The sequence below is a fragment of the Chondromyces apiculatus DSM 436 genome (assembly GCF_000601485.1).
Classification (GTDB): Bacteria; Myxococcota_A; Polyangia; order Polyangiales; family Polyangiaceae; genus Chondromyces; species Chondromyces apiculatus.
On sequence record NZ_ASRX01000015.1, the window covers coordinates 204132 to 224989 of the forward strand.

Consider the following 20858-nt stretch of genomic DNA (forward strand, 5'->3'; position numbering starts at 1 on the left):
GACGATGGCCCGTGCAAAAGAATTTGCGAAGCTCAACCGTCCACCGAAGTTCGCGGTTCGGCACCGAAACCGCTGCAAGGTGTGCGGTCGCTCGCGCGCCTACTACCGAGATTTCGAGCTCTGCCGCCTGTGCCTGCGCTTGTTCGCACTGCGTGGTGAACTCCCGGGCGTAATCAAGGCCAGCTGGTGATCCCATGATGACCGATCCCATTGCTGACATGCTGACGCGCATCCGGAACGCGGCGCTCGCGCGCCACGACCGGACCGACATCCCTGCCAGCCGCATGAAGGCGGCGGTGGCGCAGATCCTGAAGTCCGAAGGTTTCATCGCCGATGTGCGTGAGGCCGAAGGCGAGGGAGCGAAGAAGCTGACGATTGTGCTCAAGTACGGCCGAGATCGTCAGTCGGCGATCGATGGTGTGCGCCGGATCTCGCGGCCTGGGCGGCGCGTCTACGTGCGCCACGACGGCATTCCGCGGGTGAGAAGCGGCCTCGGCATCTCTATCTTGAGCACGTCGCACGGCATCATGAGCGACCGTGATGCTCGCCGGATGAAGGTTGGCGGCGAGCTGCTCTGCGAGGTTTGGTGATGAACACCCAAGAGACCACAGAGAGCAAGACGTCGAAGACGTCTCGCGTGGGCAAGCGTCCGGTGGAGCTGCCGAAGGGGGTCGCCGCTTCGGTCAACGGCCGGAACGTGGAGATCAAGGGCCCGAAGGGCGCCCTGACCCGGCAGATCGTTTCACAGATCGATGTGAAACTGGATGCAGGCAAGCTGCTGGTGTCTTCGGATGCACCGGGCCGTGATGCCTCTCGGCTTCAGGGCCTGGTGCGTGCGCTGCTGGCTGGCATGGTCAAGGGCGTGGCCGATGGCTACGAGCGGATCCTGGAGCTGAAGGGCACCGGTTACCGTGTCGAGCTGAAGGGCACGACGCTGACCTTCGCGCTGGGGTACTCGCATCCCGTGGTCTTCGAGGTTCCGAAGGGCCTCACTGCTTCGATCCCTGCCGACTCGAAGGGCACGGTGCTGGTTCTGCAAGGGGCCGACAAGGAGCTCATCGGGCAGACTGCTGCGAAGATCAGAGGGTTCCGTCCGCCGGAGCCTTACGGTGGCAAGGGCGTGCGTTACCGGGGCGAGCGTGTCCGTGAAAAGGCGGGCAAGGCCGGTAAGAGCGGGAAGAAATAGCATCAGTGGGCGGCCAGGCTGCCAGCCGGTGAGGTCACGATGGGTATGAGAATCGTTGGTCGGGAGCGCCGTAAGCTCCGCATTCGCAAGAACGTCTACGGTGGCTCGGACCGCCCTCGGATGAGCGTGTTTCGGAGCGCCAAGCACATCTATGCCCAGGTGATCGACGACGCCTCGGGTCGGACGCTTGCGTTCGCTTCGACGCTGTCGAAGGATGTGAAGAGCGAACTGGACAGTGAAGGCGACAAGGTTGCGGCGGCCAAGAAGGTCGGCGCCCTGATCGCAAAGATCTGCAAAGAGCGGGACATCAGCCGCGTGGTGTTCGATCGTAACGGTTACCTCTACCACGGGCGCGTGCGCGCCTTGGCCGAGGCAGCGCGCGAGGCAGGACTCGACTTTTAAGCCGGACTGGTGCTGACGCACCAGTCGTGGGCATGTGTGCAGAGGCGTTTATGGCGTTCGATCAGGTCGACGAAGAAAAGCTCAAGGAGCGGGTGATCCACATCAACCGTGTCGCCAAGGTCGTGAAAGGCGGCCGCCGCTTCAGCTTCTCGGCGCTGGTAGTGGTTGGTGACGAAGCTGGCCATGTGGGCGTGGGCCTAGGCAAGGCGAACGAGGTTCCGGAGGCGATCCGGAAGGGCAACGATCAGGCCCGCAAGAATCTCTTCCGGGTGCCGCTCGACGGCGCCACGATCCCCCACGAGAGCAAGGGTCACGTGGGTGCCGGCCACGTGCTGCTCAAGCCGGCAAGCCCTGGAACTGGCGTCATCGCGGGTGGTGCGGTTCGCGCTGTCGTCGAATCTGCCGGCATCCACGACGTTCTGTCCAAGTCGCTGGGCTCCACCAATCCCCACAACGTGGTTCACGCGACGGTCGCGGCGCTCAAGTCTCTGCGCGCCCCCGATTCGGTCGCGAACAGGCGCTCGATGCAGACCGATGATCTCGGCTGGCAGCGCAAGGGCGGCGGTACGACGGGTCGCCGTCGGGCGAGTGTCATCCCGAAGGCTCCCGAAGCTGCTCCTGCTGCTGGGACTGAGGGAGGTGCAGCATGACCTCCCGACTCCGCGTCAAGCAGCACGCCAGCACCATCGGTCGGCCGGAGGCCGTGCGAAAGGTCGTCAAAGGCCTCGGCCTCCGAGGACCAGGGTCCGAAGTGGAGGTCGCGAACACGCCTTCGTTTCGGGGCATGATCAAGAAGGTTCTGCATCTGGTGACCGTCGAAGAGGTCGCTACTCAGTAGCGGATCGCCTCGGACGGGCCATCTCTAGAAACCCACCGCTCGCGTGATCAGCGGTGATTTGGAAGTGCATACTATGGACATCCTCTCGAAACTTCAGCCGCCCGCAGGCGCCGTTACGAAGGAAACTCGGGTCGGTCGTGGCCCGGGTTCAGGTCTCGGGAAGACGGCAGGACGGGGCCAAAAGGGCCAGAAAGCTCGCTCGACGGGCAACATCGGGAAGAAGCACTTTCAGGGCGGCCAGACGCCCATCCAGCGCCGTCTGCCCAAGCGAGGTTTCCGCAATCCTCTCGCCGACGTCGTTGCGAGCATCAATGTGGGACTCCTTGAGAGCTTCGAGGACGGAGCTCACGTCGACATCGCAGCGCTGAGGCAGCGCCGCCTCGTTCAGGGACGGTTCGACGTGCTCAAGATCCTGGGCGACGGTGAGCTTACGAAGAAGCTCACCGTGAGTTCCCATCGCTTCTCCAAGAGCGCTCTGGAGAAGATTGAGAAGGCCGGCGGCAAGGCAGTGGTCCTGCCGAGTCACGCCGTCGCAGCTTCGCCAGCCGAAGCTCCTTCCGCTTAGCAATCAATCCAACCCTACTCGGGACCTGCGTTCACAATGGCGAGCCTCGCGGGAATCACCAGCTTCTACAAGGTACCCGAGCTGCGGAGGCGCGTGATCTTCACCTTGGTGATGCTCGCCGTCTACCGGGTGGGGGTCTTTGTTACTGTACCCGGCGTAGATCGCACTGCGATGAAGCAGTTCGTGCGGTCCCAGGGAGGGGTCGTCGGGTTCTTCAACATGTTCACGGGGGGAGCTCTCGAGCAACTCTCGATTTTTGCGCTGGGCATCATGCCCTACATCTCTGCGTCGATCATCCTTCAGCTCATGGGCATGGTCTACAAGCCCGTGGAGGAGCTGCGCAAAGAAGGGGAGCAGGGCCGGAGACGGCTCGACCAGTACACGCGCTATGGGACCGTGGCGCTCTCCTTGTTTCAAGCATTCAGCATCGCCACGTGGCTGGAAGGCAGCACGACGGGTGATGTAGGTGCCGGGATCGTCAATCATCCTGGATTTGGTTTCCGTTTGATGACGATGATCACCCTGACCACGGGGACTGCGTTCCTGATGTGGATCGGTGAGCAGATCACCGAGAGGGGTATTTCGAACGGCATCTCCTTGCTGATTTTCGCCGGGATCATCGCTGACATCCCCACCTCCATCGCGCAGTACTTCGCCTCCAACTCGGGCAACGTTCAGCCCTTGACCGTGGCGATCATCGTGGCATTCGTGGTGATGGTCATCGCGACTGTCGCGTTCTTCGAGAACGGGAGACGACAGATTCCCATCGTGTACTCGCGTCGTCAGGTGGGGCGCCGGGTCTATGGCGGACAGACCGCCCACCTTCCTTTGAAGGTGAACACGGCAGGGACCATTCCACCGATCTTCGCATCATCGCTGCTGATGTTCCCTGCGACGCTCGCGAACATGAACGTTCCTGGCGCTGACAAACTCCAGGCGGTCATCAATCGGGGTGATTGGGTCTTCAATACTGGCTACGCCCTGCTGATCGTCTTCTTCTGCTTCTTCTATACGAACATCACGTTTCAGCCTGTCGACGTCGCTGAGAACCTGAAAAAGCAGCAGGCGAACATCCCCGGGATCCGGCCGGGCAAACAGACTGCCGATTACATTCAGCGGGTCGTGCAGCGGATCACGTTCGGCGGGGCGATGTATGTGGCTGCCGTGTGCGTGCTTCCGGCGATCTTTGGCAACATGATGCGCATTCAGTTCGGGTTCGGCGGGACCTCACTGATGATCGTGGTGGGTGTCGCATTGGACACCGTGAACCAGATCGAGGCACACATGCTGACCCGTAGCTATGAAGGGCTGACGGGGCCGGGAGCTGGTCGGCTCAGAGGCCGTCAGGTGCCAGAGGCATAGGAGGATGGCTCGATGATCGTGATCCTGCTCGGTCCACCTGGATCCGGTAAAGGCACCCAGGCTCGCACCATCTGCCAACAGCTTGGCGGCATTCCGCAGCTGGCCACAGGGGACATGCTGCGGGAGGCGAAACGCGCGGGAACGCTGGAGAAGCGCTACCTGGACATCATGGATGCCGGTGGGCTTCTTCCCGACGAGGCCGTTATCGGATTGATCGAGACGAGGACGGCCAATCCTGATTGCCAAGCAGGGTTCCTGCTGGATGGGTTCCCGAGGTCGGTTGGGCAAGCAGAGGCGCTGGATGCCATGCTCGCCACGAGGGGACGAGAGATTGATGCGGTGGTCTTGCTCGACGTTCCACGGTCATTGCTCGAAGAGCGTGTCGTCCATCGTCGCAGCGACAAATTGACTGGACAGATTTACCACCTCTTGTACAATCCTCCCCCCCGGGGAATCGAGTTGGAGCACCGGGCAGATGACCGGCCTGAAGCTGTGGGAAAACGCCTTGATTCCTATGAGGCGATCACCGCGGCTCTACTGCCATTTTATGAGCAGCGGCAACTCCTGTGCCGCGTGAACGGAGTTGGGAGTCCCGACGATGTCACGCACAGGGTCATGCTCTCCATCAAGGATACGATGCGTGGAGCGGACCAAGACCCTTCGCGGGTCGGTAGCACAGGTAAAGCATGAGACGTTCCAAACAGAATAAGCCTCCTAAAGAGCCCAAGGGTGACAAACTAGAGTTCGACGGCGTCGTCCAAGAGGCTCTCCCGAACGCCATGTTCCGCGTGAAGGCCGATAACGGCCTGGGTGTCCTTGCAACGATCAGCGGACGGATGCGCCAGTACTACATCAAGATCCTGCCGGGCGATCGGGTTACTGTCGAAGTCTCTCCCTATGATCCGAGTCGCGGCCGGATCACGTATAGACACAAGTGAGTGAGCCGATTCGGCGATAATTGGAGGGTCACCGTGAAGGTTCGACCGAGCGTCAAGAAGATTTGCGATAAGTGCAAGATTGTGCGCCGTCGTGGGGTGGTGCGAATCATTTGTGAAAATCCACGCCACAAGCAGCGACAAGGCAACTAGCCCTCACGGCAGAAGGCCTTTCAACGAGTCAGTTTGGAGTAGCTCATGGCCCGCATTGCTGGTGTCGACCTTCCTCGCCGAAAGCATCTCGTGTACGCCCTGCCGTATATCTACGGTGTGGGAACAACGCTCGCGAAACAAATTTGCAAGAAGACCAGCATCCCGGAGAGCAAACGAGTCGAAGAACTCTCCGATGCAGAGGTCAAGCTGATCCGTGACCTTCTCGACGCCGAGTACAAGGTCGAAGGAGACCTGCGGCGCGAGGTTCAGCTCAACATTAAGCGGCTGATGGATCTAGGCTGCTATCGTGGACTGCGACACAGGCGCGGACTGCCGGTCAACGGGCAGCGGACTCATACCAATGCTCGCACCAGAAAAGGCCCTCGGAAGGGCATGCTGGCGCGGCGCAAGTGATTAATTAGGACCAAGGTCATGGCGCAAGCGAAAACGGCCACCAAAGCCAAGCAGAAGAAAAAAGTTAAGAAGAATGTTGCGGCGGGCATCGCGCACATTCAGTCGACTTTCAACAACACCGTGGTGACGATCACCGACATCAACGGGAATGCGGTTGCTTGGTCATCCGCGGGTGCTCGCGGCTTCAAGGGCTCGCGCAAGTCGACGCCTTTCGCTGCCCAGCTTGCAGCGGAAGAGGCTGCAAGGCGCGCGCAAGAGCATGGAATGAGGTCCGTGGCCGTTTTCGTGAAGGGGCCCGGTGCAGGGCGAGAGAGTGCGCTGCGTGCGCTGCAGACGGCTGGTTTCAAGGTCACCTTGATCCGCGACGTCACTCCCATCCCTCACAATGGTTGCCGTCCGCCGAAGCGCCGTAGGGTGTAATCGTCGGCTGAGCCCTCTCCGCGGTTCTGTGAAGATACGCTCACGCGATTGAAGCGTGAGCGGCTCTGACTCATGTAAGCACGTCCCCCAAATTCCTGGTACGAGCAATGCGGGCAGGGAGCGGTATGTCAGTCCGAGTGCGGTCTGCATACGAGACTTCCGCGCAAACTCTGCGAAGCACGGAGATTGTATGACAACGAGCAGTCCCAACATGACAGTGGTCGCACGCAACTGGCGTGACCTCATCCGCCCGAAGGGCATCTCCGTCGACGCGGAGAACACCACGGGCTTCTACGCGAAGTTCACCTGCGAGCCGCTGGAGCGCGGCTTCGGCATCACGATCGGAAATTCTCTTCGTCGCGTGCTTCTGTCGTCGCTGCAGGGGGCTGCAGTGACCGCCATCAGGATCGAGGGAGCTCTTCATGAGTTCACCTCCGTGCCGGATGTCGTCGAGGACGTGAGCGACATCATCCTGAATGTCAAAGAAGTCGTCTTCAAGGCTGCGCAGGCGAAGACCTATTCTGTTCGCATCGATAAGGAGGGTCCTGGGCCTGTCTATGCGAGAGACATCCAGCTCGTGGATGGGCTGACCGTCCTCAATCCGGACCACCTGGTGGCGGTCCTGGACAAGAAGGGCCCTCTTTCGATGGAGTTCACGGTGAATGCTGGACGTGGCTACGTCCCAGCGGAGCGGAACAAGACGCCCACCATGCCCATCGGCACGATTCCCATCGACGCACTGTTCTCGCCGATCCGCAAGGTCAATTACACCGTACAGAATGCGCGTGTCGGTCAGGTGACTGACTATGACAAGCTCACTCTCGAGGTGTGGACGAACGGTTCCGTGTCGCCTTCTGACGCTGTTGCATTCGCGGCGAAGATCCTGAAAGAGCAACTCTCCATCTGGATCAATTTCGAGGAAAGTGAAGAGACCAGCTATCAATCGGCAATGACGGATGAGGAACCTCTCAATGAGAACCTCTTCCGCTCCGTTGAAGAGCTGGAACTCAGTGTCCGATCCGCCAACTGCCTTCAGAATGCCAACATCACTCTCATTGGAGAGCTGGTGCAGCGGACCGAGCAGGACATGCTGAAGACGAAGAACTTCGGCCGCAAGTCTCTCAAAGAGATCAAAGAGATCCTGGCGAACATGGGACTGTCGCTAGGAATGAAAATCGATAACTGGCCGCAGCTCTTGGAGCGCTGGAAGGCGCAGCAGGCGCAGGCTTGAGCCGTTACTGAGGGAGTGTCATGCGTCACAGAAAATCTGGTAGACAGTTCGGCCGCGATACCTCGAGCCGGCGCGCAATGCTCCGTAACCTGGCTGCGAATCTCATCACGCACGAGCGGATCGAGACCACCGAAGCCAAGGCAAAAGAGCTCCGGCGCGTGGCAGAGCGACTGATCAGCAAGGCCACCCGGCTTGGCGCAGTCGCGTATACACCGACTGCGGAGCTGGCCGTCGGTGATCGGGCGAAGAGGCTGCACGTGGAGAGACTCCTAGGCTCCTACATCCCTCGCTGGGGGGTCAAGAGCGACGGTTCCAAGGTCGACATCATCGCCAAGGTCCTCGGAGAGCTGTCCAAGCGTTTTGAGGGCCGTCCGGGAGGTTACACGCGCATCGTGAAGCTCGGGCCTCGGCGTGGCGACAATGCGCCAATGACTCTGATCGAGTTCATCGATGCCGCGCCCATCGCGGAGTCAGGGCCGACCCAAGCTTCTGCGGTGACGGCAGCCGAACCGCAGGTTCCAGTCAGCGCGGCTGGCTGACGTCACTGAAGTCAGAGGCCGCTGGGCGGTTGTATTGACCTGGATGCGAGCGGCTCAGTCGCTGGCATCCAGGGCTGCTCCGCAGCGCCGAAGCGCCCCAACATTCAGAGGGCTGCTCTCATTCTCCCTCTGAAGCTACAGACCCCTCCAGAGCAGAACTCATCAGGCGTTGCCTCCTGCGCAGCCGGCGCTGATGCTCGGCAAGAACGAGCGTCAGCGTCAACGGGACGAGGCTGATTGCACCAATAGCAATGTTTCGCGGCGTCTTGGTATCTGCCTTGGACACCGCTGCGCCGGGGGTCGTCAGTGCGCTGTGGGCCAGTGTATGGTTCGGGCTTAGCTCTAGCGCGCGTTTGAACGAGAAGCGGTCCGGTGTCCCGTTCTCGGCGAGAAGTGCGCCCTCGAGATAGCTGATCTCCGCCTCCAGAGACTTCCACTGTTCGTCCTGCTGTGGGCGATGGGTCAGGGCGCTGGCTTTGATGAACATCGCGATGGTCTGCTCGGGCGGCGCTTCGGATTTCCGAAGCGCATGGCCCTGCTTAATGAACGCCGCCTCCATGTCGCTCCGCCTATCGACCAGCGGCGCCCTAGAGAGAACGTTGTCGAAGGAAGCCGTAGCCCCGTCGTACTTCTCTTGCTTCGACAGCTCGACGCCACGCGCCATGAACTCGTGCACCTCGGCGAGCCGTTTGCGATCGTGGGCGGTGAAGAGCTCGCGAGCCAGGCGATCCCATCCCCATTCACGAGGTGGCTTGTTGCCTGTCATGCTGAGGTAGGCTTCGCGGAGCTGCCAGATCCCTGGTTCCCCGATCGCAGTAATGGCCTCACGTGCTGCTTCGCGAAGCCTCTCGCGTTCGCTGTTGCAGAAGCTGAGCACGACTCTCAGGGCGTCTACATCCCTCGTGCGGCCGTATGCACGAAGAACATCCGCGAGCAGCTGAGTGTCGTTCGTGGATACGGCCTCTCCTGGTATCGCGCGCCCCAGGTTCTCGAGCTGTCTGCCCGCCCAGCGTCGGACAATCTCTGCATCATGCTTCCGGGCTTCAATCAATGCAGGGACGGCTTTGTCGCGGAGCCGCAGGACGAGCCGCTGAAGGTCGAGGCGCAACAGCTCGCCAAAGTATGCATGCATGGCGATGATCTCGCGCACTGCGGGTGTCGTTCCGATGGTCCCCAGCATGCGGTTCATCGCGAGCAGCTTCACCACGTCACGCCAGGTCGCATCGTCCGGCAGCGCCGTGGCCAGCATGAATTCGAGCCAGTCTTCGGCGAGATCGGCCGACTCTTTTTGGGCGCTCTTGTCGCCCTTCTTGTCTTCGGTAGCTGCCGAGCGGAGTTTTTTGCGACCCTGCGCGCGGGCATTTCCCAGGACGATGGGCGCTGCTTTTCTGTCGAGCGATGCGCGGATGTCCTGGATGCGGAGACGTATGGCGCCCAGCGCATTGTCCGGGAGATCTTGCAGTGCCGCCCGAGCACCTTGGCGTGAGCGAGCGTCAGGCGCTGTGAGCTGCTCGAGAACGCGATCGAGCTCACGCAATGCGATCGGGTCAGTCTCGGGTGGGACGATGGGTTCGAGGCGTGGAAGGCTTGGAAGCGTTACGGATGCAGGTCCAGCCGGCGCAGTGACGTCTCCTGCCGCGTTCACAGGAGACCCGAGCAGCACAAGCGCCAGAAGTGCAGAGAATGTGAGCGTTTGCTTCATGATGGTTCGTGGAGCCACAGCGAAGCTTGCCTGGACACGGACAGAGCTGCTCTGCCTGGGAGCGAAGGGCGTTCAGTTCGCTCTTCCACGTTGTGAGTGCAAACGTGGCGCTCATCAACCCCGGAGTTGACGTCGAGCCGTCTTCTGGAAACGGCTGGCCTTCAGCGTAGCAGGGGAGCTACTTGGAGTTTGGGATCGCCAGCACGGTGCTCCCACGCAGGGGCCCACAGTCGGGCTTCCCTGGAGGCTGAAGCCAGTACCGGCAGGGTGGGCCGAGCTGATCGGCTGGGGTGCGAGCAGTGCCGAGCATCGCGACGCGGAGACCCGATCAGTCCACGATACGAAAGTCGAAGTACTCGCCCGTGAAGCTGCGCCACCGTATGTCCACCCGCTCGACACGGGCAGCACTGGGGCCCCGGTTGGCCCAGGCGATCAGGTCCTTGAGCCGGTCCTCGTCTCCCTCGGCCACAATCTCGACGCTACCATCGGGTCGGTTTTTTACCCAGCCACTGAGCCCCAGGCGCCGACTTTCTCGTTGCGTGGTCGCGCGAAAGTAGACGCCCTGGACACGACCCCGAACGAAAATCTGGACCTGCTTGAGCCCCATGGACGTCGCGAGGCTTAGCCGCGCCCCTCCCTGGAGGCAACTTCTGAAAGCGGAGATCTCCGCGGATTGACAGAGCATGTGCGCTTGATAGAGTCGCGCGCCACGCGGTGGCGAGAGCCCACCGGAGACCTGGTCTCAGCGGGGCACATATGGGGTGCCTACACTCCGTGTGGGCGCGTTCTACGGTCCTCGGACCATCAGGGTCACACCCAGAAGCAGAAGGCATCGCCGGGTCAAGTCCGGTGGCGCCACTCTCGAAACCAGTCCGGTATCCCGGACATCACTCCCTAACCGAATCCCCAACCCACCCCCACCGACGAAGCGTATGCCCCTTGAGGTGTACGACGTCGTACCTTGGGAGCCCTCCGATCCATGCACCTCAAGGAACTGAAGCAGAAATCGATGGCCGATCTGGTGCAGATGGCCAAGGCGCTCAACATTGAGGGCGCCGCCGGCCTGCGCAAGCAGGAGGTCATCTTCGCGCTGCTCCAAGCACATGCAGCGAAGGACCAGCCTGTCTATGGCGAAGGTGTGCTGGAATGCCTCCCTGACGGCTTCGGATTCCTCCGCGCTCCGGATTACAACTATCTGCCCGGACCGGACGATATCTACATTTCGCCTTCGCAAATCCGAAGGTTCAATCTGCGCACTGGCGATAGCGTCAGCGGCTCGATTAGGCCTCCCAAGGAGCGCGAGGCCTACTTTGCTCTCCTCAAAGTCGACAAGATCAACGGCGAAGCCCCCGAGGTCGCGCGCGACAAGATCCTCTTCGACAACCTGACGCCGCTCTATCCGCAGCAAAAGTTCGATCTCGAGCACGGACCGAAGTCGTTCTCCACGCGCATCATCGACATGCTCTGTCCCATCGGCAAGGGACAGCGCTGCCTGATCGTATCGCCTCCTCGTGCAGGAAAGACGGTGCTTCTCCAGCACCTCGCCAACGCGATCTCCTCCAACCACCCCGACACCACCCTCATCGTGCTGCTCATCGACGAGCGGCCGGAAGAGGTGACCGACATGCAGCGGACCGTGAAGGGAGAGGTGATCAGCTCGACCTTCGATGAGCCTCCGACGCGTCACGTGCAGGTCGCCGAGATGGTCATCGAGAAGGCGAAGCGCCTCGTCGAGCACAAGCACGACGTCGTCATCCTCCTCGATTCGATCACCCGCCTGGCACGCGCTTACAACACGGTGGTGCCGCCCAGCGGCAAGATCCTCTCCGGCGGTGTTGATTCCAATGCGCTGCACAAGCCGAAGCGATTCTTCGGAGCGGCGCGCAATGTGGAAGAAGGCGGCTCGTTGACCATCATCGCCACGGCGCTGGTGGACACCGGATCGCGCATGGACGAGGTGATCTTCGAGGAGTTCAAGGGCACGGGTAACAGCGAGATCCACCTGGATCGCAAGCTGATGGAGAAGCGAATCTTCCCCTGCCTCGATATCAACAAGAGCGCGACCCGCAAGGAGGAGCTCCTGCTGCCCGAATGGATCCTGCAGCGCGTGTGGTTGCTCCGGCAGCTCCTTCACCCGCTCAACGTCATCGATTCGATGGAGTTCTTGCTCGACAAGGTGAGCCGCACGGAGACCAACCAGGAGTTTCTGGAGAGCATGAACCAGTAACGAGGGCTCATTGCCCACTGACTGCGCGTGCAGCTCCTGCCGTCAGGGTAGGAGCTCCCCACCTCGGCGCGCCGGCAGCGAAAGCGGCGTGCTGGTGGCCGGGATCGCGACTCTGCATCCTCTCCCGGTGTCGACTCGTGGTAGCGTCCGCAGGTGACTGCGAGGGCTGGCCGGGTCCGGGAGCTTGAAGCCCGGAACAAGGAACTCGAAGAGCGTCTCGCGCGAGCAGAGAAGACGGCTCGGGCGCTTCAAGAGGTCGGAATCGCCCTTGGGAGCATCCTCGACCTCGACCAGCTCCTCTCCCTCATCCTCAAGAAAATAGCCGAGCTCCTGGAGGCCGACAGGGCCACCCTCTACCTCCTCGACGAGCATCGCGAGCGCCTCCTTTCGCGCATCATGATTGGCAGCGAGGCGCGGTCGATCGAACTCGCCGTCGGCGTCGGTATCGCCGGACACGTCGCCAAAGTGGGCCGCACGGTGCGCGTGAAGGATGCCTACCGTGACCGGCGCTTCGACAGGGCGTGGGACGAGCTGTACGGCTACCGGACCCGGTCCATTCTCGCCGCGCCCATGAAGAACCACATCGGGCGGACCATTGGTGTGGTCCAGGTGCTCAACAAGCGCGTGGCAGAGGAGTTCTCGCAGCACGACGAGGAATTGCTCGAAGCGCTGGCAACGCAGGCGGCGATATCGATCGACAACTCCCGCCTCTTCCTCTCCGTGATCCAGAAGAACATGCAACTCGTCGAGACCAAGGAGCAGCTCGAGCACCGGGTCTCCGATCTGAAGCTTCTCTTCGAGCTGGAGAGCGCCATGGGGCGCGCCACCACCATGGAGGATCTCGCTGCGGCGGTGCTCACGGAGGCGGCGCGCGCCTGCGAGGCGCGAGCGGGCGTGTTGCTCGTGGACGAGGCCGAATCGGGCATGTTCCTGTACGTGGTGGAGCCGGTAGATGGAGAGCCGGAGGCCGAAGACCTCGATGTGCAAGACAAAGCAGCCTTGCGGCATCAGTCCGAGGTGAAGCGCCTGCCCGCCAAACGTGGCGAAGGACTCATCGGCTGGGTGATGACCCATGGTGAATCCATCATCCTCGCCGGTGGTGCCGAGCTGAATGCCCCATCGGTCGAGGGGACCGACGTCGCCCGCCCCGATCTCTCCGAGTCGCGCCTCACCCAGGCGCTCCCCCAGGTGGAGACGGCCATCGTCGTTCCCATGGCAGGTGAGGATGAAACCCCCATCGGAGCCGTGGCGCTTTGCAACTCGAAGCAGCCTGCTGGATTCACCCAGGATCACCGGGCGCTGCTCCGGCTTGTATCGGCGAACGCCTCCACCGCATTGCGGCTATTCCGCTCCCGCATCGAGCACGAGCGAACCGAGAGGCTCACCTCCATCGGGCGACTCCTCTCGGGCGTGATGCACGACATGCGCACCCCGCTCACCGTGATCAGCGGCTACGTCCAGCTCATGGCGACGGCACCCGACCAGGCGACCCGGGAAGACCATGCGCGGCTCATCCTCAAGCAGTTCGATGCGATCAGTGCAATGCAGCGCGAGGTGCTGGAGTTCGCGCGTGGAGAGCGCAGCATCCTCCTGCGCAAGGTTTACCTGACCAAGTTCTTCGGCGATCTCGAGAAGCAGCTCATGGCTGAGATCGAAGGCAACAACGTGCTCCTCCGCATCGATCTCGACGATCGAGGAACCGCGCGGTTCGACGAAGCAAAAATGACCCGGGTGCTCCATAACCTCATCCGCAATGCGGTCGAAGCGATGCAGCCCGAAGGTGGAACCGTGACCATCCGCGCATACCGTGACGGCCCCGATCTGATGCTGAGCGTCGCGGACACCGGAAAAGGCATCCCGCAAGAGATCCGAACGAGGCTCTTCAAAGCGTTCACCACGGCGGGGAAGCGCGGTGGGACCGGCCTCGGGCTGGCGATCGTCAAGAAGATCATGGACGAGCACGGCGGAACCATCGAGGTCGACTCCACGGACAAGGGCGCAAAGTTCACCTTGCGACTGCCGCAGGATGCACCTGCATCCCGCCTGCCTGCGCCATCCACCCAGGCGGGGTCCGCCTCGAGCCAGCCGACGGGACGAGGCAAAGCGGGAGGGGGAGCGCCCCCTGAGCGAGGAAAGCCCCCTCAGGGAACGCAGAGCGACCGGGGGCGCCGTTCGAGCAGCACCGAATCCTGAATCCACCCGTTGCGCGCTGGACCCGGCTTGCGCGGCGTGGTCATGGAGAAGAGACTCGAGCATGCGCGAGTTCCGCCTTCCCCTCCTCGAGCCCAGCCAGGCACAGCTCGAGAAGTGTGTCTATTGCCCCAAGCTCTGCCGCGCAGCGTGCCCCGTCTCCGAAGTCGAAGCCAACGAGTCGGTCACCCCCTGGGGGAAGATGTCGATGGCCTACTTCGCCGCGCGAGGCGACGTCCCCATCGACGCTCACCACGGTGAACCCGCCTGGGCTTGCTCGAACTGCTACGCATGCACAGCGCGGTGCAACCACCGCAACAACGTCAGCAGCGTGCTGACGGATGCGCGCGCGGACCTGTTCACCCGAGGCGCTGCTCCGGAGGCCGCTCAAGCCGTGTCCCGGCAGTTCCAGGCGCGCGCGGAGTCTCTCCGCCAGCTCGTGGAGAGCGTCGAGTCGGAGCACCGTCGAGCCCATCACGGGCACGGCGCCCGAGCCTCCACCGAAGGCGGCGCCCTGAGCGTGCTCGTGGGATGCGGGTACACGAGGCATGCTCCCGAGGTCGCGCGCGATGCGCTGGGCGCCATCGAGACCCTCCTCGGCGCCCCCGCGCGTGCCGTGCGTGCTTGCTGCGGACAGCCCCTCCTCTACGCGGGTGACCGCCGCGGCTTCGCGGACGCGGCGCGCGTGCTCGCAGCCGAGGTCAACGCCTCCGCGGGTCCGGCGGAACCCCTCCGTGGCAGCCGTAGCCCGAAGGACACGCCGAGGTTCGTCGTCGTCGACCCAGGGTGTGCGCGCACGCTGCTCGTCGACTATGCCCGCGTCGGCGTCGACCTCCCTGCCCCCACGCTCTTCGTCGACCTGGCGCACGGCGCTCTTGAGCGCCTCGACCAGTCCGTCTCCACCCTTCGCGCGCGCTACCACGACCCTTGTCAGCTCGGCCGCGGCCTCAACCGCTATGACGAGCCTCGCGCCATCCTGAAGCAGATCCTGGGCAGACAACCCGAGGAGTTCGGGTACACCCGCGAGCACGCCGAGTGCAGCGGCGCCGGCGGCCTCCTGCCCGTCACCCGTCCCGCCACCTCGGCGGCCATCGCCGACCGCCGCCTTGAGGAGCATCGCACCCTCGGTGGCGGCCTCCTCGTCACGCACTGCGCCCAGAGCTTGCGCCGCTTCCGTCAGAGCGGCGAGCAAGCCGAGGACCTGGTCTCCCTGGTCGCTGCCGCCATCAGGCCGGGATGAGCGAGGAACGCCGCGCCAGGCGCACCGTCGCGGGCCGGCTGCTCGCGAGCTTCCTCATCGTCCTCGCCGCGTTCGCGCTCACGGTAGGGTGGAGCGTCCAGGCCCTGAGGGCTGGCTCGCGCGACGCCGAGCTGCTCCGCTCCGGCTACGCCCCTCTGCTCGTGCGGGTGGGCGAGGTGCTCGCCGAACAGAACGTCTTCAACGCCCAGCTCAACCACATCACCGCCGCGAGGAACCCGGGCGACGTGCGGGAGTGGATCGAGACCGCCCGCCGCACGCGCCCCATCGCCTTCTCCCTCGTGCGCGAAACGGCGGAGCGGCTCACCGACCCGGGGGCCCCTTTTCTGCAGCCCCTCCCGGCCCGCATGACCCGCCAGCTCGGAGCCGAGATCGCCTCCGAAGCGGCTGCCATCGAGCGCCTCCTCGCCGCGGATCCCGAGCGCTTCGCCCAGCTCTTCCAGGCCCTCGCCGTCGGCGACCACGAAGCCGCCGAGCGCGCGCGTGACGAGCTGATCAAGCGCGAAGCAGAAGGTGCCCAGCGGCTGCGCGCCATCAAGAGCCGCCTCGAAGAGCGCATGGCGAGCCTCTCCGCCACGGCGAAGTCGCGCGAAGAGCGCTCCATGCAGCTCCTCCTCGGCCTCGGCGCCCTCACCCTCCTCGTCGGTATCGGCACCTCGCTCCACGCCCGGCGCGTCCTCGCCCCCCTCACGGCCATGACGGCCCGCGCCAAGGCCGTGGCACGCGGCGACCTCTCCCCCCAGAACGTCGTCGCCACCGCCGACGAGATCGGCGAGCTCGCCACCACGTTCGAAGGCATGGTCGCCGCCATCCGCCGCGCGCGCGCGGACCTCGTGCAGGCCGAGCGCCTCACCACCATCGGAAAGATGGCCGCCCACATCACCCACGAGATCCGCAACCCGCTCTCCTCGATCGGGCTCAACCTCGAGCTGCTCGAAGAAGAGATCGCCAGGATGCAGGAGGGGCGGGAGTCGTCCCAGCTCCTCTCGGCCATCCGCGCGGAAGTGGACCGCCTGTCGCGCATCGCCGAGCAGTACCTCAGCGTCGCGCGGCGCCCTCGCCCGCAGCTCGAACCGGAGCGGCTCCAGGATCTCGTCGAGGAGTTCACGGCCTTCGTGCTGCCCGAACTCCAGCGGAGCCAGATCACCTTGCGGGTGGAGGCCGACGCGAGCGCGCCCGAGGTCCGCGTCGACGAAGCGCAGCTCCGCCAGGCGCTCCTGAACCTCGTCCGCAACGCCCGCGAGGCCATGTCGAACGGGGGCACCATCGTGATCGCCATCCACCAGCGCGACGACAGCGCGGAGATCACCATCGACGACACGGGGCCCGGCATCCCCGAGGAGCTGCGCGCCTCGGTCTTCGATCCCTTCTTCACCACCAAGCAGCGCGGCACCGGCCTCGGGCTGGCGGTCACGCGCGACATCATCGCCTCTCATGGCGGCACCATCACCTGCGAAGCACGGGAGACGGGGGGAACGCGGTTCAGGATCACCCTGCCCCTGAACGGCCAGGCCCTGAGCGCATAGCCGGTCCCCTGCGGTATCCGTGGTGCGATGACGCGATGCAGCGCGCGCTCACGAGGCCCGCATCACGGGCTTTTTCCACGGTACGGGTGCATCCATCGGGCTATGCTCCGCCCCCTGCAAGGGGTGACCATGTCCGAAGCCATCGAGTCGTTGTTGAAGGAGAATCGCCGCTTCGAACCGCCGACGGACTTCGCGCGTCAGGCTCGGGTGAGCTCTCGTGAAGCCTACGACGCGATGTACCGCGAGAGCCTCGACGATCCCGACACCTTCTGGAGACGCGAGACCAGCGCCCTCGTTTTCCGCACCCCGTGGACGAAGGTCCTCGAGTGGAACCTGCCCCATGCGCGGTGGTTCCTCGGCGCGACCCTCAACGTGACCGAGAGCTGCCTCGACCGACACCTCTCCACGGCCACCGCGACGAAGACGGCCCTCCTCTGGGAGGGAGAAGACGGCTCCACCCGCACCGTCACCTATGCGGAGCTGCACGAGAAGACCGTCCGCCTCGCCGGCGCCCTGAAGCAGCTCGGCGTCCAGAAGGGCGACCGCGTCGCGATCTACATGGGCATGGTCCCCGAGGTCAGCGTCGCCATGCTGGCTTGCGCGCGCATCGGCGCGGTCCACACCGTGGTCTTCGGCGGCTTCTCCGCGGACGCGCTCCGCGACCGCATCCATGACAGCCAGGCCAAGGTGGTGATCACCCAGGACGGCGCCAGCCGCCGCGGCCAGGTGGTCCCGCTCAAGGCCACCGTCGACAAGGCCCTCTCGCAGCCGGAGGCGAAGAGCGCCACCCACACCATCGTCTACCGCCACCTCGGCAGCGAGCGCTGCCGCATCGACATGAAGGAAGGCCGGGACGCCTGGTGGGACGACGTGCTCGCCTCCGCGCCTGCCTCGTGCGAGCCGGAGATCGTCGACGCCGAGCACCCCCTCTTCATCCTCTACACCAGCGGCTCCACCGGCAAACCCAAGGGCGTGCTCCACACGACCGGCGGCTATCTCGCCGGCGCCCACGTGACCTCGAAGTACGTCTTCGACCTCCGTGAGGACGACATCTACTGGTGCACCGCGGATGTCGGCTGGGTGACCGGCCACAGCTACCTCGTCTACGGGCCCCTCTCCAACGGAGCCACCTGCTTCATGTACGAGGGCGCGCCCAACTACCCGGACTGGGCGCGCTTCTGGCGCATGATCGAGCAGCACAAGATCACCATCCTCTACACGGCGCCGACGGCCATCCGCGCGTGCATGCGCCAGGGCGACACCTGGCCTGCGAAGCACGACCTCTCCAGCCTGCGCCTCCTCGGTACCGTGGGGGAGCCGATCAACCCCGAAGCCTGGGTCTGGTATCACCAGACCATCGGTGGTGGCCGCTGTCCCATCGTGGACACCTGGTGGCAGACCGAGACCGGCTCCATCATGATGGCCACCCTCCCCGGCGCCGTGGCCGCGAAACCAGGCTCGACGGGCCTACCCTTCTTCGGCGTCGCCCCCGACGTGGTCACCCAGGAAGGGGACCCTGTCGGGGCGAACCAGGGCGGGCTGCTCGTGCTCCGCAAGCCCTGGCCCTCGATGTTCCGCACCCTCTGGCAGGACGACGAGCGCTTCCGCCAGGGCTACTTCAGCACCATCAAAGACTGCTACTTCACCGGCGACGGCGCCCGCCGCGACGAAGATGGCTACATGTGGGTGGTGGGGCGCATCGACGACGTGCTCAACGTCGCTGGCCACCGCATCGGTACGGCAGAGATCGAGAGTGCACTCGTCTCCCACCCCGCCGTGGCCGAAGCTGCTGCCGTGGGGCGGCCCGACGACATCAAGGGCACGGCGCTCGTGGTGTTCGTCTCGCTCCGCCCTGGATCCACGGCCGGCCCGGAGCTGCGCGACAAGCTCGCCGAGCACGTCGCCAAGGAGATCGGCCGCTTCGCGCGCCCCGACCTCATCCGGTTCACCGACGCTCTGCCCAAGACACGCAGCGGCAAGATCATGCGTCGCCTCCTGAAAGACGTCGCCTCGGGCCGAGAGTCCACCGGCGACACCTCGACGCTCGAGGATCTGGGCGTCCTGGCGAAACTACGGCAGGACCAGGAGTGATCACCCGGCGAGGCCGGAGATTTTCGCCCGGCCCGGTCCCGGGCAGTAGATAATCCCCGCCGAGGCGCTGCTTGGATCTCGAAGCGGGAACCATCCTCGCGAACCGCTACCGCATCACCCGACCTCTCGGGCGTGGCGGCATGGGCGAGGTGTTCGCGGCAGAGAACACCCGGACCGGCCGCATGGTGGCCGTGAAGCTTCTCCGCGCCGACTCCAAGACCAAGGCCTCGGCCGTCGAGCGCTTCCGCCGCGAAGCGCGCGCGGCAGGGTCGATCAACAGCGACCACGTGACCCAGGTCCTCGACGTCGAGGACGACCCCGAGCACGGCATCCTCCTCGTCTTCGAGCTGCTCGAAGGAGAGTCGCTCATCGAGCGGCTCAAGCGCACGGGTCCCATCCGTTACGAGGAGCTGCACCCCATCATCGAGCAGGTCTGGAGCGGCCTCGCCGACGCCCACCGCGCCGGCATCATCCACCGTGATCTCAAGCCCTCCAACGTCTACCTGGAGAGCCGCCCCGACGGTTCGGTCCGCGTCAAGATCCTCGACTTCGGCGTCTCCAAGCTCCCCAAGGAGATGGGCGGCGACACCCTCACGGAGATGGGCCAGAGCCTCGGCACCTTCTCCTTCATGCCCCCCGAGCAGATCAGCAAGGCGAAGATGGTCGACCACCGCGCCGACATCTACGCCTGCACCACGCTCGTCTACCAGGCGCTCACGGGCCACCTCCCCTACCTCGCGCGCAACATCCTCGCGATGGTCGAGCTCAAGACCAAGGCGGAGCCGCGCAAGCTGAGCGAGGTGATGGATGGCCCCACCAACCCTCACCTCGAAGCCTTCGTCGCCCGCGGGCTCGCCAGGAACCCCGACCAGCGCTTCCAGAGCGCGGTCGAGGCGCTCACGGCCTGGCGCGAGCTCCGCCCCGGAGGCCCGATCAGCCAGCCTTCCTCCTCCGGCCGCATCCCCCCCAGCTCGTCTCCGCAAGACCCAGTCCGCAGCGTCTCCGGCTCCCTCCGCGCCCTCGTCCCGGCGGTGCCAGCCCACGCCTCCCTGTCGGCGCCCCTGTCGACCCATGCTGCAGCGCCTTCCATGCAGCACCCCGAACCCTACCCGTACCAGCAGCAGCCGCTGGCGCCGCCGTCTCCTCCGTACCCTGCGCCCGCGTACCCTTCCCCTGCTCACGCGCCCACGGACGCCGCGTTCACCCAGGGGAGCGCGCTGCAACGGCCCTCCCTCCAGCAGACCACCGTCATGAAGCCGGACTTCGCGGCGACCGTGGCCTTGCCCCCTCAGCCACCGCCGCCTGTCGAGAGCCACTCCCAGCTCCGCACCCTGCAGGGCCACGCCGCTGCCCAGCGCACCTCCCACCCACACCTCGCCGAGAGCCACGCGCAGCCATCGAGCTCCCAGAACCTCGCGCCACCTCCCCGCATGATGGGGCCTTACGGCACCGCCCTCGTCGACAGCTCGGGCAACCCCATCGCTGGCTTTCCGGTACAGCCGACGAGTTCCCACGACGTCCCGCGCATCTACGACGAGAACTCCTCCGGACCTTCGAGCGCCGATCTGAAGACGCAGGTCTACCGCCCCCAGTCGGCCTCCAGCGCGGCGCCGCTCCACTACGACACGCCCCAGCCCGAGGTTCCCCCTACGCCTCGCGCCCAGCCCCCTGCTGCGCTGCCGTCCCCTGAGCGGAGCTACCTGCTCCCCGTGGGCATCCTCATCATCCTCATCGTCAGCGCCATCGCGAGCGTGCTGGTCTTCAGAGGCTTCCCAGCTCTCCTTTCGCCCTAGAGACTTGATCAGCTAAGAGCCAGGCA

The 20858-nt window shown here is 64.3% G+C and carries 23 protein-coding genes; 21 read left to right on the forward strand and 2 right to left on the reverse strand.

Annotated features, from left to right (window positions below):
- Positions 1-4 precede the first annotated feature (4 nt).
- From CAP_RS47880 to rplQ, 15 genes are all read left to right on the forward strand, one after another.
- Positions 5-190, forward strand: coding sequence for a type Z 30S ribosomal protein S14 (locus CAP_RS47880; protein ID WP_081864785.1), 186 nt, complete (start codon positions 5-7; stop codon positions 188-190).
- A 4-nt stretch (positions 191-194) separates the two neighbouring features.
- Complete coding sequence (gene rpsH, locus CAP_RS11575; protein ID WP_044239724.1) at positions 195-590, forward strand: 30S ribosomal protein S8; 396 nt, start codon at positions 195-197, stop codon at positions 588-590.
- The gene (gene rplF, locus CAP_RS11580; RefSeq protein WP_044239726.1) at positions 590-1186 is read left to right on the forward strand and encodes a 50S ribosomal protein L6; all 597 of its coding nucleotides are present in this window, start codon (positions 590-592) and stop codon (positions 1184-1186) included. Before rpsH ends, rplF begins: the two co-directional genes overlap by 1 nt.
- A gap of 39 nt (positions 1187-1225) precedes the next feature.
- Positions 1226-1588 (forward strand): 50S ribosomal protein L18, encoded by a 363-nt coding sequence (gene rplR, locus CAP_RS11585; RefSeq protein ID WP_044239729.1) that lies wholly within the window; start codon positions 1226-1228, stop codon positions 1586-1588.
- 50 nt (positions 1589-1638) lie between these two features.
- Positions 1639-2238 carry a 30S ribosomal protein S5 gene (gene rpsE, locus CAP_RS11590; RefSeq protein ID WP_052374835.1) on the forward strand — a complete coding sequence of 200 codons (600 nt, stop codon included), beginning with the start codon at positions 1639-1641 and terminating at the stop codon, positions 2236-2238.
- Positions 2235-2426, forward strand: a complete 192-nt coding sequence (rpmD, locus tag CAP_RS11595) for a 50S ribosomal protein L30 (RefSeq protein WP_044239733.1) — start codon at positions 2235-2237, stop codon at positions 2424-2426. Before rpsE ends, rpmD begins: the two co-directional genes overlap by 4 nt.
- 73 nt (positions 2427-2499) lie before the next feature.
- Positions 2500-2991 carry a 50S ribosomal protein L15 gene (gene rplO / locus CAP_RS11600; RefSeq protein ID WP_044239735.1) on the forward strand — a complete coding sequence of 164 codons (492 nt, stop codon included), beginning with the start codon at positions 2500-2502 and terminating at the stop codon, positions 2989-2991.
- Positions 2992-3027: 36 nt separating this feature from the next.
- Positions 3028-4353, forward strand: coding sequence for a preprotein translocase subunit SecY (gene secY / locus CAP_RS11605; RefSeq protein WP_044239738.1), 1326 nt, complete (start codon positions 3028-3030; stop codon positions 4351-4353).
- 12 nt (positions 4354-4365) lie between these two features.
- A complete protein-coding gene (locus tag CAP_RS11610) occupies positions 4366-5043 on the forward strand; it encodes an adenylate kinase (protein WP_044239741.1) in 678 nt (225 codons plus the stop codon).
- The gene (gene infA / locus CAP_RS47885) at positions 5040-5291 is read left to right on the forward strand and encodes a translation initiation factor IF-1 (RefSeq protein WP_081864786.1); all 252 of its coding nucleotides are present in this window, start codon (positions 5040-5042) and stop codon (positions 5289-5291) included. Before CAP_RS11610 ends, infA begins: the two co-directional genes overlap by 4 nt.
- A gap of 33 nt (positions 5292-5324) precedes the next feature.
- Complete coding sequence (gene rpmJ / locus CAP_RS47890; protein WP_081864792.1) at positions 5325-5441, forward strand: 50S ribosomal protein L36; 117 nt, start codon at positions 5325-5327, stop codon at positions 5439-5441.
- 45 nt (positions 5442-5486) lie between these two features.
- On the forward strand, positions 5487-5855 hold the full coding sequence (gene rpsM, locus CAP_RS11615) for a 30S ribosomal protein S13 (RefSeq protein WP_044239743.1): 369 nt from the start codon (positions 5487-5489) through the stop codon (positions 5853-5855).
- A gap of 18 nt (positions 5856-5873) precedes the next feature.
- Positions 5874-6275, forward strand: coding sequence for a 30S ribosomal protein S11 (rpsK, locus tag CAP_RS11620; RefSeq protein WP_044239746.1), 402 nt, complete (start codon positions 5874-5876; stop codon positions 6273-6275).
- Between the two features lie 190 nt (positions 6276-6465).
- Entirely contained in the window at positions 6466-7506 is a 1041-nt protein-coding gene (locus CAP_RS11625) for a DNA-directed RNA polymerase subunit alpha (RefSeq protein WP_081864787.1), read from the forward strand.
- 77 nt (positions 7507-7583) lie between these two features.
- Positions 7584-8045 carry a 50S ribosomal protein L17 gene (rplQ, locus tag CAP_RS11630; RefSeq protein ID WP_231511338.1) on the forward strand — a complete coding sequence of 154 codons (462 nt, stop codon included), beginning with the start codon at positions 7584-7586 and terminating at the stop codon, positions 8043-8045.
- Between the two features lie 118 nt (positions 8046-8163).
- On the opposite strand, the gene CAP_RS44285 is transcribed toward rplQ, so the two are convergent.
- Entirely contained in the window at positions 8164-9747 is a 1584-nt protein-coding gene (locus tag CAP_RS44285) for a HEAT repeat domain-containing protein (protein WP_156040702.1), read from the reverse strand.
- Positions 9748-10075: 328 nt separating this feature from the next.
- On the reverse strand, positions 10076-10354 hold the full coding sequence (locus CAP_RS11645; RefSeq protein ID WP_044239891.1) for an acylphosphatase: 279 nt from the start codon (positions 10352-10354) through the stop codon (positions 10076-10078).
- A 372-nt stretch (positions 10355-10726) separates the two neighbouring features.
- Between CAP_RS11645 and rho the strand changes: the two genes are divergently transcribed.
- The 6 genes from rho to CAP_RS52175 all read left to right on the forward strand — a co-directional run bounded on the left by rho (position 10727) and on the right by CAP_RS52175 (position 20832).
- Positions 10727-11974 carry a transcription termination factor Rho gene (gene rho / locus CAP_RS11650; protein WP_044239759.1) on the forward strand — a complete coding sequence of 416 codons (1248 nt, stop codon included), beginning with the start codon at positions 10727-10729 and terminating at the stop codon, positions 11972-11974.
- 153 nt (positions 11975-12127) lie between these two features.
- Positions 12128-14167: a sensor histidine kinase gene (locus tag CAP_RS11655; RefSeq protein WP_044239761.1), complete on the forward strand. Its 2040-nt coding sequence runs from the start codon at positions 12128-12130 to the stop codon at positions 14165-14167.
- A gap of 61 nt (positions 14168-14228) precedes the next feature.
- On the forward strand, positions 14229-15404 hold the full coding sequence (locus tag CAP_RS11660) for a (Fe-S)-binding protein (RefSeq protein WP_044239764.1): 1176 nt from the start codon (positions 14229-14231) through the stop codon (positions 15402-15404).
- Positions 15401-16948 (forward strand): sensor histidine kinase, encoded by a 1548-nt coding sequence (locus tag CAP_RS11665; protein ID WP_044239767.1) that lies wholly within the window; start codon positions 15401-15403, stop codon positions 16946-16948. The genes CAP_RS11660 and CAP_RS11665 overlap by 4 nt, the downstream gene beginning before the upstream one ends.
- Before the next feature lie 129 nt (positions 16949-17077).
- Positions 17078-19039: an acetate--CoA ligase gene (acs, locus tag CAP_RS11670; RefSeq protein WP_044239893.1), complete on the forward strand. Its 1962-nt coding sequence runs from the start codon at positions 17078-17080 to the stop codon at positions 19037-19039.
- 71 nt (positions 19040-19110) lie between these two features.
- Entirely contained in the window at positions 19111-20832 is a 1722-nt protein-coding gene (locus CAP_RS52175; protein ID WP_052374840.1) for a protein kinase domain-containing protein, read from the forward strand.
- Positions 20833-20858: the final 26 nt, after the last annotated feature.

Coding starts and splice junctions, on each gene's coding strand:
- CAP_RS47880 (WP_081864785.1), top strand. CDS start 5: ATGGCCCGTGCAAAAGAATTTGCGAAGCTCAACCGTCCACCGAAGTTC.
- rpsH (WP_044239724.1), top strand. CDS start 195: ATGATGACCGATCCCATTGCTGACATGCTGACGCGCATCCGGAACGCG.
- rplF (WP_044239726.1), top strand. CDS start 590: ATGAACACCCAAGAGACCACAGAGAGCAAGACGTCGAAGACGTCTCGC.
- rplR (WP_044239729.1), top strand. CDS start 1,226: ATGGGTATGAGAATCGTTGGTCGGGAGCGCCGTAAGCTCCGCATTCGC.
- rpsE (WP_052374835.1), top strand. CDS start 1,639: ATGGCGTTCGATCAGGTCGACGAAGAAAAGCTCAAGGAGCGGGTGATC.
- rpmD (WP_044239733.1), top strand. CDS start 2,235: ATGACCTCCCGACTCCGCGTCAAGCAGCACGCCAGCACCATCGGTCGG.
- rplO (WP_044239735.1), top strand. CDS start 2,500: ATGGACATCCTCTCGAAACTTCAGCCGCCCGCAGGCGCCGTTACGAAG.
- secY (WP_044239738.1), top strand. CDS start 3,028: ATGGCGAGCCTCGCGGGAATCACCAGCTTCTACAAGGTACCCGAGCTG.
- CAP_RS11610 (WP_044239741.1), top strand. CDS start 4,366: ATGATCGTGATCCTGCTCGGTCCACCTGGATCCGGTAAAGGCACCCAG.
- infA (WP_081864786.1), top strand. CDS start 5,040: ATGAGACGTTCCAAACAGAATAAGCCTCCTAAAGAGCCCAAGGGTGAC.
- rpsM (WP_044239743.1), top strand. CDS start 5,487: ATGGCCCGCATTGCTGGTGTCGACCTTCCTCGCCGAAAGCATCTCGTG.
- rpsK (WP_044239746.1), top strand. CDS start 5,874: ATGGCGCAAGCGAAAACGGCCACCAAAGCCAAGCAGAAGAAAAAAGTT.
- CAP_RS11625 (WP_081864787.1), top strand. CDS start 6,466: ATGACAACGAGCAGTCCCAACATGACAGTGGTCGCACGCAACTGGCGT.
- rplQ (WP_231511338.1), top strand. CDS start 7,584: ATGCTCCGTAACCTGGCTGCGAATCTCATCACGCACGAGCGGATCGAG.
- CAP_RS44285 (WP_156040702.1), bottom strand. CDS start 9,747: ATGAAGCAAACGCTCACATTCTCTGCACTTCTGGCGCTTGTGCTGCTC.
- CAP_RS11645 (WP_044239891.1), bottom strand. CDS start 10,354: ATGGGGCTCAAGCAGGTCCAGATTTTCGTTCGGGGTCGTGTCCAGGGC.
- rho (WP_044239759.1), top strand. CDS start 10,727: ATGCACCTCAAGGAACTGAAGCAGAAATCGATGGCCGATCTGGTGCAG.
- CAP_RS11660 (WP_044239764.1), top strand. CDS start 14,229: ATGCGCGAGTTCCGCCTTCCCCTCCTCGAGCCCAGCCAGGCACAGCTC.
- CAP_RS11665 (WP_044239767.1), top strand. CDS start 15,401: ATGAGCGAGGAACGCCGCGCCAGGCGCACCGTCGCGGGCCGGCTGCTC.
- acs (WP_044239893.1), top strand. CDS start 17,078: ATGTCCGAAGCCATCGAGTCGTTGTTGAAGGAGAATCGCCGCTTCGAA.